Raw genomic sequence first — 16,593 nt, forward strand, 5'->3', positions numbered from 1 at the left:
TTTTTCAGTGTTGGAATATAAGGTATCGCCCAGTGACACACTGTGACCCGTTGGGGCTTTGGTATCCACCGTAATAGGTAACTGCGTAGCTGCGGTGTTGTTATTGCCTGCTGCATCGCTAAAGGTATCTGCCGCGATGTCTAACGTGGCATTGGCCTCCGAATCCGCCGTTGGCGTAAAGAGCACACTATATTGCGTACTTGAAGTCGCACTGAAGTTACTCAGTGACCCACCTGATACGGTGATGTCTGATGAAGTGAAGGTCGTACTGGCTTCACTCAACACAATAGAAATCGTCGCCGTTTCACCGGCTTTGAGGTTGGTGTCTGAGGCACTAAAAGTGGTTACCGTTGGCTTGGTTTTATCAAGACTTGCCGTATCAGTTACAGCAGTCGCTGCGTTGCCCGCCGCATCAGAGACAGTCACTGACAGCGTGAGTGTGCCATCATTTAACCCGCTGATATCTGCAATGTTCACCGTTTGTGAGGCGCTGGTGATATTGCCATTGCCTGTCACTTCTGTGCCGCCATTGCTGCTATTTAATGTATAGGTGTAACTCGCACCCACTTCTGCGCTGCTAAAACTAAAGCTCGCACTGCCCGTTTCTGTGCTGTTATAGCTGGTATCACTGAGTGCCACACTGTGACCACTTGGCGCGCTAGTATCCAGAGTACTCGTCGCAGTCACTGCTGTGGCCGCGTTTCCTGCGGTATCTGTCAGTGTCACTGACAGCGTGAGTGTACCGTCATTCAGTGCACTTAAATCTATATTAGAAATGGTTTGGCTTGCAGAGGTTACCGTGCCATTGCCCGTTGCTGACGTGCCACCATTACTACTCGAAATAGTATAGCTGTAAGTTACCCCTACTTCGGCACTGCTAAAGCTAAACGAGGCAGCTGTTTTTTCGGTATTGGAATATAAAGTATCACCAAAGGCTACACTTTGCCCACTGGGTGCTTGCGTGTCTAAGGTGAGCGATAAATTACTCGCTGAGTTCGCCGTATTACCTGCATTATCAACAGACTGCGCTGAAATAGTGTGACTGCCCGCTTGTAACGTAGACGATGTGATGCTCCAAGTACCACCAGAGACAGTAGTACTACCGATATTACCGTCCAAATTGGATGACAAGTTGATGGTGTCACCTGTGGTGCCTGTGCCCGTAATTGTGGGCGTTGTGTCATTTGTAATATTGTCTGTGTTGGAGGTACCTGAATCACTACTGGCAGACAGGTCTGGCGTGCTCGGTGCATTAGGTGCGGTTGTATCTATGGTCACACTCAAACCGCTAGAGGCGCTACTTTCATTATTGCTAGCATCTGTTGCCTTCGCTGTAATCGCATGGGTCGTTGCTGATAATGTACTAGTGGTTATCTGCCAATTACCACCGGTTGCAGTGCCACTACCAATCACAGTGCTACCTGACTGATCGCTATACAAACGAACTGTACTGCCAGACTCCGCTGTACCACTGAATGTTGGCGTAGTATCTGATGTGACATTATCGGTATTTGAGCCACCGGTGTCCGAACCCGCATCAAGGTCTGGCGTAGAGGGGGCGTTTGGCGCGACATTATCTACAACGGTAATAGTAAATGATTCTTGGAAAGTGGTTGTGCCATCATTTGTCTGAACACAGACAATATAATTTCCTGCACTTAATGCCGACTGAGTTTGTAAACTCGAACCGCTAATTTGGAAGCTGCTGTTTCCGGCATTACTTGTACAAGTACCGCTGGCACTGCTGCCACTATTTACTAGGCTATATGCATGCACATTGGCGCTATCGAGATCCGTGGTCGACAGCGTGCCCACATTTACACTTGTCCCCGTTGCCGATTGATTGATACTCGTTGCAGATAATGCGATATCTGTTGGCGCATCGTTTTGTGCTGTAATATTCACAACCGCCTGGTTTGTGCCTGTACTATTCGCCGTGCCATCGTTAAATGTGTAGTCAAGCGTTACACTTGAAGGCGGATCGTCAGATGTATTGCCATAGGAAATAGATTGGATCACTCCATCGACAATAGCTGATGTTGCACTGGTATTAAATGTCAGAACAAGCGTACCAGCCGAGTTTGTCGTCACAGTACCAACACTGGTGCCATTGTAAGTAAAGGTATTCCCCTGTGTTAACGTGCCAAGCAAACTTAAGTTTGCAAACACATCTTGTGCATTGGCGCCGCCATTTCGCGTGATGGTTAAAGACGCACCATTGTAATTACCCGCTCCCCCATTTAAGGCATCCAATTCTGTATCAGCTACAGTCGCATCACTATCAATGGCAACCGCCGAGCCATTTTCTGTAAACGTAGACAATCCATTCAGTGAGCTAAACACAGGCACATCGTTGGCAGCAATAAAAGTGATCACTGTATTCGCACCGCTATCCGCGACTGTAAAATCTAAACTTGCGCCTGGTGAATTTGTTAGTGTCAGCGCAATCTCTACTGCCGCAAAGTCTGTCGCATCGGTATCCACTTGTAAGGTACTATTACCGTTAAATCTGACGTTGCTTGTGGTTAATCCAGTGACCCCCGTCACCGTGATCATATCCCCCACAGCAAGGTCCGCGATGGTATCACCATTCAAATCGCTGGCACTACCGACAAAGTTATCATTACCACCATTACCCGTTATTGAATCTGTACCCGAGCCAGGTCTTATCGTATCGGCGCTGTCACCCCCTGTTAAAGTGTCATTACCTGTTAAATCGGTTGCGGAAATCACCAAGCTATCGCCTACTAATGCAGATGCGTTGATGGTAACCCCAGCATTAATGGCTGAACCTGATGAGTTACTGACGGTGACGGTCCCGCCATTTGCAGAAAAGTTATCTGAAATAGTCACTGAAGTGACACTGTTAGAACCTAGCGAAATATTTTCAATACTTGAGACACTGGTCGAGCTGAAGTCGAACGTGCCACCACTGACCAAATTCAATGTTTCAGTACCCGCAGCACCATTTATTGCTGTTGAAAAGTCACTGACATTTTGAGCATCAATCGTTACTGTTGCACCACTTACCAATGACAGTGTGCCCACATTACTAAAACTTGCTCCAGTTGTATTTGCACCATCACTGGCAGACACAACATCTGCAGCAGTAGCTTGACCTGTTAACGTACCCGAAAAGCTTTGCCCTGCAATATTAAAGGTAATTACATCAGTCACCGATGTTGCCGTAACACTTGTCGTTGCGCCCACATTGATTGTGCGCGTATTACTAGAGTCATCGCCTATTGTATAATTTTCTATGCCTGAGCGCGTTGTTATATCGCCATCACCTGAGATCACGATGGTTTCTGTACCACCAGCGGTGACTGAGCCACTAAAGCTCTCATTTTGCGCCGCGGTCATCGTCACTGACGCACCAGTAGCTAGAGCAAGATTGGTAATATTTGAAATGGTCGCGCCGCTAATATCTGCGCCATTGGATAAGCTCAATGTATCAGCGGACGTATTCTCCCCTGTAAGCGTACCTGTATATGTTAATGTCCCCACGTCAAAAGTCACTGCATCAGTCGCACTGGTCGCGGTTACTGAGTGACCAGCAGCAGCGACCGTTATCGTACGAGTATTTGTACTGTCATCGCCAATGGTATAGTTTTCGATGCCAGCAACCGTCGACACACTCCCATCACCAGACACTGAAATTGTTTCTGTGCCAGCAGCCGTGACTGTGCCTGAAAACTGAGACAGTTGTGCAGCACTAAACGTCGCCGATGCGCCGCTTGATAAAGTGAGATTTTCAAAGCCAGAAACTGTTGCGCCTGCTATGCTGCCGCCATTTCCGACACTAAGCGTATCTGTACCAATACCGCCCGCTAATGTGCCTGTCGCGGTCAGAGCCCCCACATTGACAGTATCGTTGTTACCACTCCCTGTTAAGTTTTGCCCAGCGCTGCCCAGTGTAAATGTATTGCCGACGGATAGAACGTATGACTCTATTGCAGCATTGCCTGTTAATCCATCTGTGGCTGCTGAAATGGTAATCGTATCTGTACCGGTTGCCGTCATGGAGCTAAAGCTATCATGCTGTGCTTCAGTCATGGTCACCGAAGCCCCCGAGTTTAATTCCAGTATTTCTGTATTTGAGACAGTTGCACCCGCGATATTCGCGCCATTTGATAGACGCAATGTATCGCCTGTCCCGCCACTAGCATCAAGCGTGCCTGTTGGTGTAAGCGCTGCGACATTAATGACATCATTTGAGCTACTACCCGAGACATTTTGCGACGCACCGCCCAAAGTGAATGTCATGGCAGCACCTAACACATAGGTTTCAATGTCTGCATCCCCCGTCACAGCCGCATCACCATTAGCGCTTGAGATAGTAAACTGATTCGTACCCACACCATTTATGGTGCTGAATGACTCATGCTGAGTCTCGCTTAAGGTCAAGTTACCGTTGTTTGCCGCCTCTAATGTCTCAAAGTTTGTTAGTGATGTTAGTCCACTGATATCAACACCATCTGATACATTCAAGGTATCCGTACCACCACCACCATCTGCTGTAGACCCTGTAGCATGTGATGTTTGCGCTATGGTTAGGGATTCATTTTCACTGGTAAATAAAATCGCGGGGTTTAAATTAGCACCCGTTGTGGTATTAAACGATGCCCCCGATGAGGTGGTTGAAGTGACATTCGCGACACTGACCGTTGAGGTGCGTGACACACTGTCATCAGTACCATCATTGACGACAACCGTTACCGTTCTTGCCGTTGTATTAGGCGTAGACGACGTATTGTTATAGGTTATGGCATCTAAAAACGTCTGCACTTGGGCGAGTGTTGCCGTCGCCCCAGTAATCGAAATGGTATCTTGCAGGGTGATATCTGAGCTGCCCGATACCCCATTTAAAGCATTTTGCGCCGCGCCTGTGACATTTAGCCCTTCCGAGGCCCCGTCTTGATCATTCGTCAGAGACACCGTAATCGTTTTAATGGTATCTGACTCAGCATCTGTGACGCTGGCACTGTTAGTAATGGCAACCCCACCACTGCCCTCACTGAAAGAGGACGACCTGTTATTACCACCGGCAGCCGTATCTAAATCTACCACAGGTGCGGTATTGGCCGCAGTGACTGTGGCACCGACTTTAAAAGTATAAGTGCCTTCATTGGGATCATTACTGGTTATGGTCACCGTCGCATTTGGTGAGCCAACCGTGGTCGGGTCTAGCTGAACAACAAATGTCGTGCTGGTTACGCCATTTAAAGAACTAGCGCCAGGTTGGCTGGATATTGAAAAGTCACTGGAAGCTGAAATGCTCACCAATGGAGAGCCACTCAAATTAAGCGTAGACGCTGCGATTACATTTTCTATGGTAAACGTACGAGTAAAATTGCTGCCACCTGTTTGGTGAGAACCAAAATCGGTATGGTTACTCGCACTTAATGTCGTCGTGCCAGATGTAATTGATTGACCATTACCTTTTAAGTTGATGTCCGGATCAGGGGCTGCCGCGGTACAATCATCAGTATCAGGGTACCAAACACCGGGTCCTGGGCCTGCTTCACAACTGGCTTGGCTACCATAGGCGGTAGTACAACCAAAAGTTACTTGGCATGACGCTGCAAGCTCTTTGGCAATACTCACTTCACCATTAACTTGGGTCGTTCCCACCCCTTGGCTGTCAAGTAAGCCTTGCGCTGCCAAAAAAGCCAGCGTGGCTGATGTGGCATTATCTTGATTGCTGGACTGCTCCTTTGAATCCTCAGCAATACCAAACACCTCATTCTGTTGATGGCTTTGCTGGTTGTTAAAATGAATACTGTCTGCAACTTGTATAGAGCTAAGCGACGGCACGTCATGATTGGGCAAGAAGTAACTGTCCGCAATATGTGAAGAAGAATTTGCAGCAACCAGTGATGGGATCATCACCCCTAATATCGAGGTCGTCATATCAAGCTTTTTCATTTCAATTCCTCCTTGGTAAACTCATATAAATGCGCAGAAATAGCGTCATCACCGCTGATCATTTCTGGGAACGTAGAGTTGGGAATAATGCAAAGATCGTAAAGTTGGCTGACATCGCCTTTAAACTGCAATTTGGATAGGATCTCACCGTTGTGCTTATTGATAATCCAAATGCCACAGACAGTATCTCCTTGGGTATGCGCTTTGGTTAAAGGTATATCATTAACCACGGTAGACGAACGCACATGACTAGTCGCAACCAACATCAAATCACCATAAAATGTCAGTCCACGTGTAAAGCCAGGTAATGTGCATAAAACTGATTTTTCGCAAGTTTTCGGGTCGTAACACAGTATTTCACCTTCACCTGAGTTACATAAGTAGACTTTCCCATCATGGCATCTTGGTGAATGCGGCATCGATAGCCCACTGATGAGTATTTCATTTTTTTCTACATCCATTAACGTCCCATTTAGCTCGGTTCGCCATGAATCTTGATAATCTTGAGTATTAAACGTAGTAACATATTTAGGTTGCCCATCTAACATGGCCATACCATTTAAATGACAACGGTCTTGCGGTTTTAACTCGCTGATAAAATGCGGCTTCCAACGAGGTGTAAAACCGGATTCTGAAGAAAGGGTCGCAAGGCATGAAAAGCTAGAGTTAACAACCCATAATCCATCATCGCCCCAGGCGATATCGTGCGTATTGAGCGTCCCCGTCGTTAACGAAGAACGCTCAGTAAATAAGACATCACATTGTTTTATTGCACTGATCTGCTCAGTTCTAAGCGCTTTAAATACATCGGTATCGCGTTGCTCGTCTCGTAATTTACTAGCCAAAGTGTCAATATTGTCCACTTCACCGCTAAGTACACTTTTTCGAGACAAACTACTTGCTTTAAAGTTCACAATTCGATTCACGGTACTGACTAAAAGTCTATCTTCACTGACACAGACGCCCATTGGCCTGACAAACTTTTTTACACTGCAATTCAGTGCCGTTCCTCGGCTTCTAAGTAACATCACAGCATGTGATTGATAGCTAGAAACAACCAGTGAAACCCCTAATGCTTGCAAAATCTTAGGAAAGTTCTCACTATATTCACTCGCAAAGTCAATGTTGACGAGATCAGCCTCATCACCCGTACTTCCGTAACCCTGTTCACGATACCCTTGCATGCCTTTACTCCTTAGTTAACAGCGCGCAGTCTCTGTTTAAAAATCAAACGAGCTTAATAATTGTTATTGAGTTTAATTTCATTGTTTGTCAGGCCACACCCCAACAGGTGCGACACTTCTCCGGTGACCCAAGCTGCAGCCGAAGACGTCCCATGTATAGTGAAATTTGAACCTTGTTCTTTTTTGGAAAATACGCCAGGCGCATACACATCTACACACCTACCATAATTTGAAAACGGTGCAATTGTTCCATCAAAAGACAATGCACCAACTGTTGTTACGCCTTTTATCAACGACAGCTTATTGCTCACACAAGCATCCTGTGCATGGTTGCCTGCCGATACAATAATGTAAGAGATACCGCCCTCCGTTAAGCCATCACGGATAACATTAGCCAGTAGTTCTGAAACAAAAGGCAGTGTCCAACTACTATTAATGACGTCTACCTGCATTTTTTGAGACACACTGAATGCCAAAATCATGGCCGAATTTAAGGTGCTTGCTTGTTGAATAGTCACTAGCTCTGCTGCGGGGACACCCTGCTCAATTGTGTGAGACTGTAAGTTGCTCGCGATGACATTGGCAACCATGCTGCCATGACCTCGTGTGACCTCTGTTTTTGATAATAGTTGTTGACGGTCTGCATCATATTCCAGCAATACATTAAACGTTGAAAGCGCAGGCTCAGATAAACTCATACCATGATCAATAATTGCTATGCGCTTTGGGCGATAAGACGAAATACATTGAGGGCTGTGAAGCAGCGCAACCTTTTGCGCTTTCAATATATTTTTAGATGTGTGTTCCGTCTGTACATACTGGTGAACAATGGCAAAGTCAGGCTGTACATTTACCACTGAGCTCAATTGCTTAAGCTGTTCATAAACAGATAAAAAATGTGTCTTTTCAGGTGATACTAGGACTGTTGTGCTGTGTGCATTCTCTGCCAGTATTTGGCTTGCAGCAATCGGCTCGACGTTATGTGCTTTACGTTTATCAATTTGGGCAATTAGTTTGTAATTGAGATAAAAATCTAATTCAAGATTGCTGCTATAAATATCCGTTTGAGTTGATGGGTATAACTTAATTTCTTGTAGATTATTTTTAAAAGTAATAAAGGGTTTATTGGGGGTGCCAGCGACAACCCCAAATGCGAATAGAATTAAAAAACAGCCTAAAACTTTCACTGCTAACTGCTCACTTAGCTCCTAGGAGGAAATATACCATCAATACAAATACAAAATTGTATTGCCAGATATGGTTGCCTGTTTTCATGTGCTTGATTCTGCCCATTACTTAATACCGCTTGTGGGTTAAGGTAAATGTTTGCCCCCCCCAAATCATCAGATGAATAAACACGAGCAACACCACCCGTTGTACCCCTAGCTGCGGAGAGTAAACCGATGCCATTTGATCTATCAACCAAACCATCTTTAATCGTTTTACCTGCGTATAACTCGTGAGTATGCGAAGGTAACTGGCTCTCCATCAGAACCACATCAGGTAAGCCAACACGGTCTCCTAAATCTCCCGGAGACAAACCCGGTCCAGTGCCAAACATGGTTGGGCTTCTGCCTTGTAGATCCGGCATTTGCATGTTGGTTTGACCATTGCCACCATAAGTAGTACCTATAACCGCAAACAATGCCTGATTTTGTGATATATCAATAAACTGCCCATCACAGAACGTATAACCCACTGGCGCGAAGGTATAAGGCAACATATCGACCTGACCAATAAATGGATCCATTTTATTACTCCTTTAGTTACGAGATGGGTATAGACCGTTCATGCAAATGATAAAACCGAGATACAACATCGGCATTCTATTTTCGTGCGGTTCATCACCACCCGTTGTGCCTATGGCTCGACTGGTGAATGGGTTCGTCTCTAACCCCGCGGTAGAGTCAGGTAAAAAGTGTAATTCACTGCCAATATAAGACTGCCCCTCTGCTGGTGCCTGTAACTCTGACGTCGCAGTGGTGACTTGAACTGTATGGCTGTGCACTGGTAATTGTTCCGTTGACAATACAACTTGCTCAACGCCAAAACGCTGCCCTAAAACACGATTTGTCAGGCCTGGTCCTTGACCGTCGCCTACGGGGATCCGCCCACGCATGTCAGGCAATCCATAGGTGCTTCGGCCATCACCACCGTAATTAGTACCCAATAGACTAAACAAAGATTGATTATCAGTTATCGCTTGTAACTGGCCAGCACAGTATGACCAGTGGTACGGTGAATACACGCCTGCAAACATGCGAATTTCACCCAAATATGCATCACTCATATTATGCTCCTTTGCTTAGTTTCTAGGCGGGTATGCACCATTAAGTGCAATAATAAAACCAATTACCGTTGTCGGCTGCATATTCGTGTGTGGCGCATTCCCCCCTACAGTGCCCATGCTTTGAGAGGATAAGGTATCTAATCCACCTGAATTGTCCGCGTAAAACTGCTTAACCCCAGTTGGAAACTGAGTATTGGCTGTCGATATCGTATATCGAGCAGTTGGATTTGAATTGCTAAAAGGCAAAAAGCTATCACCTTCTAGCGAATCGACTTGAAAATCGTGATTGTGACCTGTTTGTGCATTAGTCAGCGTAACGTCTTCAAAACCGCTTCTCTGTCCTTGCTGGACGATGCCATACTTGCCTTGATAGACAGGTGCGCGCCCGCGCATGTCTGGCAACCCAAAATTGGTACGAGCATCACCGCCGAATGTATCGCCGAGCAATGAGAATAGCGCTGGGTTGTCGTTGACAGCAATCAATGCGCCATTACACGCAGCCCAGTGTACAGGTGGAAAGTTAAAGGCAATCATCTGCATCATGCCTAAATACGGATTAACCATAAAAACCACTCCTTACTTTTGACTTGGGTTTCCCCACTTCTTAATTGCGTTTGCGAGAAATAACAATCTGATATTTATCAATATCGTGAATACTCATAAACATTGGATATTCACCAAACGCGTTGTGTTTAAACAAGTAATTATCTTGAGGTAGTTGGTTTTTAGGATCGCCTAGCAATGAGATACTAAAAGAAGAAAACTCTTCAGTGTCGATTCGACCTTGCTCAACTTTACTGATTGCTAACTTACCTACTTGTTGTTCATCTTGTAACGAAAATACATCGATCTCTTGACCAACCAACGAGTTCATCAGCTCTTGTGTGACTTTTTCCATTTATTGCTACTCTTTATGCATTGATTAACAGAGGCATTGCCTTCAAGACAAAACCAAATTAAACGCCGACGATGCGCTTCATCGCAGGGGGATACCAAATCATCAATTCATAGGGAGACTGAACCTCAGATGCTTGAAACCCGAGCTCCAAATACAAACGTTTAACGCTCACATTGTGACTCAAAACAGATAAGGTAAGTGGCACAGCTGATTGTGCAGCGCAGTGTTGAAAAGACTGAATAATGGCCCGCCCAAAACCATGACCTCGCGCAGCGATTAAAAAACCGATATCAATCAAGCGAATTTCGTTGTGACCAAAATCAAGCGTGGCCTTACCAATGGGTTCACCGTGTTTTTCAATAATGAAGTACATTGCATTGGGGTACTGAGCACCATACCCTTGAGTTTGCGCTTTTAGCTGCATCTCAACGATGGACTCAATAAAGTCTTGCTCACCATCAATACACTGCAAATCCTGTCTTACTTCTCTGTGCAGCTTTTCGATAAATGGCTTATCACTTGCTGTTGAGGGACGAATATGAAGTCCCTCTGGTATGGTAAATTGCACCATAATCCTTATCCTCTTATGTGCATTTATTGAGTATATGCAGCTTTAAAATTTTTGCTCGGAACATTCAATGATATTTTTCAACCAATCATTTACCGTGCAGTCAATCACTAAATTTATCCTTGCTTTGAAGCCTCTGTTCAAAACGCTGTGCTCTAAATCTGCATTGACATACCAGGCTTCCCCATTGCGCATAGGCACTTTTTGTCCACCAACAACAAACTCAATTTCCTCAGAGCCTGTAATGGGAATATGGATCCGTGCCTCACCGTACTCCAAAGACAAGTGATGATCTTTATGCGGATAGATCTGACTGCCCGCCCCCAAACGCATTAGCCTCACTGACTTCAAAGGACATTTGAACTGACTCAGAAACTCTTGAATTGCAGGTAGGTTGTCCATGATAGGTAAAGGCGAAAATTGTCCGTCACATTCTTCTATTGAAAAGCACTGTAAAATCGGATGAGCATCCAAATGCACTTGATCAGCATAAAGCGCAAGCACATCCCACTTCCCAGCAAAGCAAGCTGTATTTACATGCCTACACCAGTGTGAATTATTTACAGAAATAACATCATCAAGTAACGCAGAGTCTCGGCATGGTAAATCGAGCTTTGCGCTTGTTATCACCACTGTTGGTTCTGCACAGCTGATAGTCATAAAACTACCCTAAAGGTCGCCCTGAAATATCAAATTTATAGACCGTATCAGCAAACTTGCCACCGAGAACCGTGATAGAGTGATAACCGTCTATGATAGATAAACGGGTTTTTGTATATAAATTTCTAGGCCCATAGCTTTTCACATATACGCCTTGGCTGTCGTATAATTTGATATTATTTGAGTCAGAATTTAAAACATGGACATATCCGGATGCATCACAAGTAATCGATTTAACTCCATTTAACTGATGTTCTAGTTCAGTACCAAATTCGCCAAAAGAGCCTAGAACCTCACCTTTAAAGTTTAAAGCATAAATAGAATAGCTCGTTTCTCCTGTGACAAATAAACGCTGACGCTTTTCATCAATCGCAAAATCTTTAACATGCATATTCAATGGAACAGCGCCTACTTCTTGCCCCTTATCATCATATATTGCGATTTGGTTTGTGGACTCAAACAAAATATATACTTTGCTACCATAACGTCTAGCCACTCTCGATTTGAGGCTTATTTCAACGATAGTTTGTTGTGGGTTTTCAATTAAAAGTGCAGGAGAATTTATGTTACTAGACAGAAGATCAGAGTCATTTAATCTGTGTGTATATGAAGTTGTAAGCTTGGGTTGATTCGCCCAAATAGGCAACGAGATCCCTGCACCACCCAGTGCACTCATTATTAATGTTGATTTAACGAAACCCCGGCGCTTCATAAACTATTCCTTCTGTAAGCAATTGAATTCATTATTACAGCAAAGGAAACAATAAAATATTACACCTTATTACATCAACAAGTAAAAAACTACTAAAAGGAAAGGATAAGCCAACACTTAATGGTTAGACTGAGTTTTGAATGCCTTGATTATGTAATATTCTGCTCGCACAGACGTTTAAGTTAAAGAATAACTATTTCTATTTAACCATGTCTAAGCATTAGAATACCAAAATCAAAAAGCAGGAAAACACAACAGTCATAAGGTAAAACCATTGATAAACCTATATTCGAGACAAAGCGCGGGGCAATTAATCCTTATATTTGGAATAATAAAAATAAAACAAGCGTTTCTTACTAGGTAAAAAATCGTATGTATTATATATGTGAAATTAATTATAACTTGTAATCGTCAACCACTAAAAAACGATGTACTATCTACATTCGATTGCATCAAATGTTTCTTGGCAACAATAATTAACTCGTAGAATAAGCATAATGTCATTAACTCATTTTTCTGATCCATATATAGAGAATAACTTTAATTCTTCCCAATATGAGCTTCTTCATAAGATTGGTGAGGGTGGTTTCGGTAAAGTATATAAAGCACGTAATAAAAACACAGAGCAAACTGTTGCTATCAAGTTTCTAGCACTAGAGCCACATTTAGAAGAATCTAAAAAGAAACGATATGTTGAGCGATTCAAACGAGAAACCGCATTAAGTGGGCAATTAGAGCACCCGCATATCGTTCGATTATTAGACAAAGGGCAAGTTAATGAGCACCTGTTATATGGTGTTTTTGAGTACATCGAAGGCCAGTCATTGCGTGAATACCTTATGCAAGAAGGTGCCCTGGACGCAGTGGAAGCCACGGACATTATGCTGCAGGTGCTCGATGCACTGATCCACGCCCATAAAAAAGGCATTATTCACCGAGATATTAAGCCCGCAAATATTATGCTTAGCCAAGCGGGGGCGAAAACACATGCAAAAATCCTTGATTTTGGTATCGGTACTCTCACGCAAGAAAGCCGCCACCAAGACTTCGCAACCATAACGCTGACGCAAGAAACGATCGGTACTCCGTCTTATAGTGCCCCGGAGCAATTGAGAGGTGAGCCTGCGTCAGAAAAAACTGACTTATACGTATGGGGCTTAGTATTACTGGAATGCTTAACAGGTATGCCCGCAGTCACAGGGTCAAGTATTGCCTCAATATATCACAAGCAACTCAGTGATGTGCATATCCCGATCCCCAGCGCCCTGCTCGGTCACCCGCTTTCAGGACTGCTGCGTCGAGTATTGCAAAAAAATGCTGCCGAGCGAGTCATTTCAGGTAAAGAAGCATTTTCTGAATTAAATACCATGAATGTTTCAAACCTCGTAGGTATTTTAGCTGACGTGCAAGCTCAACACGGGTTTGATGACAATACAGTTGTCCTTCGTAATGACGACCCAAACAACATTGCAGTTCAAGATTATACGACCCTCACTGAGCGTAAACAAATCACCGTACTGGCACTACGTTTAAGTGCCAAGAGGCTCACAGAAAGTGCCAAAGACTTTGACATCATAGATACGCTTTTTAAATCGCAACGCAATCACTGTATTGATATTGCGACCCGATTTGGCGCTTATCACGTCGGCAACTTAGCCGATACCATGTTATTTTATTTTGGCTATCCCGTTGCCAGTGACAATGACACGCGTTTGAGCGCTCGCACGGCTTTAGATGTCATCAGTGAACTCTCTAAACGCAATGCTTTAATGCAAGAAGCCCATAGTATTCAACTCAATGCCCATATTGGGATCCACTCAGGTATTTTTGTCACGTATGCCAACTCAGTACCTGAGGGCAACATCGCCAATACCGCCATGGAGCTGGCAAGACTCGCTGGCGAGCGTCAAATTCTGTGCTCTGCTGAGTCCCGTGCAATTTTAGAGCCCTATAGTGACTTTGATTACTTTGACAATATTCAAATCGGATTGTCATTTGAACAGTTATCCATCTATAACCTCAAAGGCGAAAAACGTGTTGAAGCATTTGGCTTCATGCGCGGCACTAAAAGTCACCATAAACTCATCGGTAGGCAGACTGAATTAGATAAAACCCTTTCTGTGATAAACGGCGAAAATAGCACCCGCATTGCACATATTTATGGTGAAGCTGGTATCGGAAAGTCAAGACTGTTACAGGAGGTCAGAGACAACGCCAGTCAATATCAGCACTTAGTGGCTCAATGTCTACCAGAGCATCAGAATAACGCTCTATATCCAATCTTAAATTTAGTTAGGTACCTCCTGAATATAGACGCGCTAGAAAACGAGGAGGCTGCTCAAGTTATTACAAGGCTTTTAGAGTCACAAGTGAGCTCTGCAGAAACCGAGACAATATTACCAATCATCCTCGTTTGGTTAAATTTGGGACTGCCAAAAGGCGTAGAGCCTTCCTCTTTATCTCCTGATGTCCAGAAACAATTTCTATTTCACGGTTTATCAGCCTTGTTGATGACAAGGTTAAATTGTATTTTTGTTAATAAGTTATATATATTCGAAGATATTCACTGGGCGGATCTTACCACGCTTGAGTTTATTCACTTTTTTGCCAGTCAGTTAAAAGACGGCAGTGTCATGATCAATACATCTCGACAAAAAGTACCTGTTACACTAGCTCCACTCTCTTTACTTGAAATTGAGCTCAATAAATTAACAGCACAAGCTACAGCAGATTTCATAGAGCAACTGTTCGACTGTCAAAAAGTTTCTAGTCGAGTCAGTGATGTGCTTGTCAATCGTACTGACGGTATACCTTTATTCATTGAAGAGCTCGTTGCCATGCTGAAGGAGAAGAATCTCGTTCAGGATTTTCAAGGAGCCATTAACTTTGTAAGCCCTGATAAGATAGACCAAATACCCAATAGCTTGAGAGAGTCATTACAACACAAGCTAGACAACCTCTTGCATGCTAAGGAGTCTGCCCAACTTGCAGCTACCATAGGTAGAGAGTTTGATTACGATTTACTTAGAGCCGTTTCACCACTTAGCGATGATCAACTTCAAAGCGATTTGCAGGAATTGCTTCAAAAAGGGCTAATCATTCATCAGAGAAGGGTAATAACAGACAGCTACATCTTTAAACATGCACTGGTACAAAATGCTGTTTTAGACTCTCTACAGCCAGAATCTAAAGTTCATTTATTTACATCATTGGTGACAGTACTAGAGGAAAAAGCGTACGCAGATATTGCTAACAAAGTACCAAATGTAATAAAAGCTAAGTATTATATCGGCGCCAACCAATTTGAAACTGGTCTAACTCTGATGACCGCAAGTGGTATAGAGCATAATCAACGAGGTGCTCATTTAGAGGCACTGAATATCTTTTCACAAGCTCAAAATATTTTGAACCACACTGAGCTGAGCGATGTTAATTTACACGCTCAAGTTATCTTGGGATTAGCAAACTCGCTGTCTTCCACGAAGGGCTTTTCTGATCCAGATGTCGCTCATCACTACAATCAACTTTCGAAACTCAATTTAGAAGAAGCAAATACTGAGCTGCAAGTTGCATCTTATTTCGTCAGTGTGGTTTTTGGCATTGTAACCTGCCAACACCAGCTAGCCGCTGCCCCCTTAGAAAACCTCACAAAAATTGCCTTTTCAGAGCCTGACAAAGCGTATTTACAAGCGCCAGCTTTGTTTATGCAAGGTCAAATGGCTACAGTCAAAGGAGATCCAAAACAGGGCTTAATAAAACTGAAGCAAAGTTTAGAGTGTTTGGATATCGAGTATAAAACTTACTATCAATCTCTCATTTCGTATAACTTAGAAACAGCAATTTTAATCTATGGTGCGTTAAACGCGTTACAAACTGGAGAAACAGCACTGTGCGATGAATGGCTTCAAAGGTCTTTAGAATTAGCGATAGAGAGTAAGCATCCTCACTCTCTTGCTCACAGCTTGACAAGAGCAGCTCAAGTAGCTGTTTTGCGGGGTTGTCCCAATGAAGCTTTAAACTATTCAGAGCGAGCATTAGCTATCTCTGAACAACATGGTTATCAACTTTGGATTGCATTCGCTAAATGCTTTAAAGGTTGGGCGGTTGCCAAAGTTCAACAATGCCTTGATAGTGTGGAGTTATTTAATCAGGGCATTAGTTTTTTAAATGCTGCTGGCCTCAAATCTCATCAAGCTTGGTTATCAGCTTTATTGGCGGATATTCATCACACATGTGGCCATTCAGACCTTGCACAAAGAAATCTACATCAAGCTGAAGCTCAATTTAAAATGCTCGACGAGACGCTTTACTTTGAAGAGTTTACGAAACTACATAGTCAAATATTTAAGTAGA

11 protein-coding genes are annotated in these 16,593 nt (G+C 43.7%); 1 reads left to right on the forward strand and 10 read right to left on the reverse strand.

What is annotated here, in order from left to right; genetic code table 11:
- From N473_RS19930 to N473_RS19975, 10 genes are all read right to left on the reverse strand, one after another.
- Window positions 1-5,928, reverse strand: a 5,928-nt coding sequence (locus tag N473_RS19930) for a beta strand repeat-containing protein (RefSeq protein WP_231099609.1), incomplete at its 3' end; no start/stop codon positions are given.
- Window positions 5,925-7,112, reverse strand: coding sequence for a TIGR03032 family protein (locus N473_RS19935; protein WP_081221305.1), 1,188 nt, complete (start codon window positions 7,110-7,112; stop codon window positions 5,925-5,927). The genes N473_RS19930 and N473_RS19935, both read right to left, overlap by 4 nt.
- Window positions 7,113-7,165: 53 nt before the next feature.
- Complete coding sequence (locus N473_RS19940) at window positions 7,166-8,299, reverse strand: S8 family peptidase (RefSeq protein WP_063369444.1); 1,134 nt, start codon at window positions 8,297-8,299, stop codon at window positions 7,166-7,168.
- A 14-nt stretch (window positions 8,300-8,313) separates the two neighbouring features.
- Window positions 8,314-8,862, reverse strand: a complete 549-nt coding sequence (locus N473_RS19945; RefSeq protein WP_063369445.1) for a phage tail protein — start codon at window positions 8,860-8,862, stop codon at window positions 8,314-8,316.
- A gap of 12 nt (window positions 8,863-8,874) precedes the next feature.
- Complete coding sequence (locus tag N473_RS19950; protein WP_063369446.1) at window positions 8,875-9,402, reverse strand: phage tail protein; 528 nt, start codon at window positions 9,400-9,402, stop codon at window positions 8,875-8,877.
- Window positions 9,403-9,417: 15 nt separating this feature from the next.
- The gene (locus N473_RS19955; RefSeq protein WP_063369447.1) at window positions 9,418-9,966 is read right to left on the reverse strand and encodes a phage tail protein; all 549 of its coding nucleotides are present in this window, start codon (window positions 9,964-9,966) and stop codon (window positions 9,418-9,420) included.
- 40 nt (window positions 9,967-10,006) lie between these two features.
- A complete protein-coding gene (locus tag N473_RS19960) occupies window positions 10,007-10,300 on the reverse strand; it encodes a DUF6916 family protein (RefSeq protein ID WP_039610816.1) in 294 nt (97 codons plus the stop codon).
- 58 nt (window positions 10,301-10,358) lie between these two features.
- Complete coding sequence (locus N473_RS19965; RefSeq protein WP_196766442.1) at window positions 10,359-10,871, reverse strand: GNAT family N-acetyltransferase; 513 nt, start codon at window positions 10,869-10,871, stop codon at window positions 10,359-10,361.
- Window positions 10,872-10,913: 42 nt separating this feature from the next.
- Window positions 10,914-11,528, reverse strand: a complete 615-nt coding sequence (locus N473_RS19970; protein WP_063369448.1) for an aspartyl/asparaginyl beta-hydroxylase domain-containing protein — start codon at window positions 11,526-11,528, stop codon at window positions 10,914-10,916.
- A gap of 4 nt (window positions 11,529-11,532) precedes the next feature.
- The gene (locus N473_RS19975) at window positions 11,533-12,240 is read right to left on the reverse strand and encodes a hypothetical protein (RefSeq protein ID WP_063369449.1); all 708 of its coding nucleotides are present in this window, start codon (window positions 12,238-12,240) and stop codon (window positions 11,533-11,535) included.
- 497 nt (window positions 12,241-12,737) lie between these two features.
- Here N473_RS19975 and N473_RS19980 point away from each other — a divergent pair, with 497 nt between their 5' ends.
- Window positions 12,738-16,592: a TOMM system kinase/cyclase fusion protein gene (locus N473_RS19980; protein ID WP_081221306.1), complete on the forward strand. Its 3,855-nt coding sequence runs from the start codon at window positions 12,738-12,740 to the stop codon at window positions 16,590-16,592.
- Window position 16,593 lies beyond the last annotated feature (1 nt).

Source organism: Pseudoalteromonas luteoviolacea CPMOR-1 (assembly GCF_001625685.1).
Classification (GTDB): domain Bacteria; phylum Pseudomonadota; class Gammaproteobacteria; order Enterobacterales; family Alteromonadaceae; genus Pseudoalteromonas; species Pseudoalteromonas luteoviolacea_K.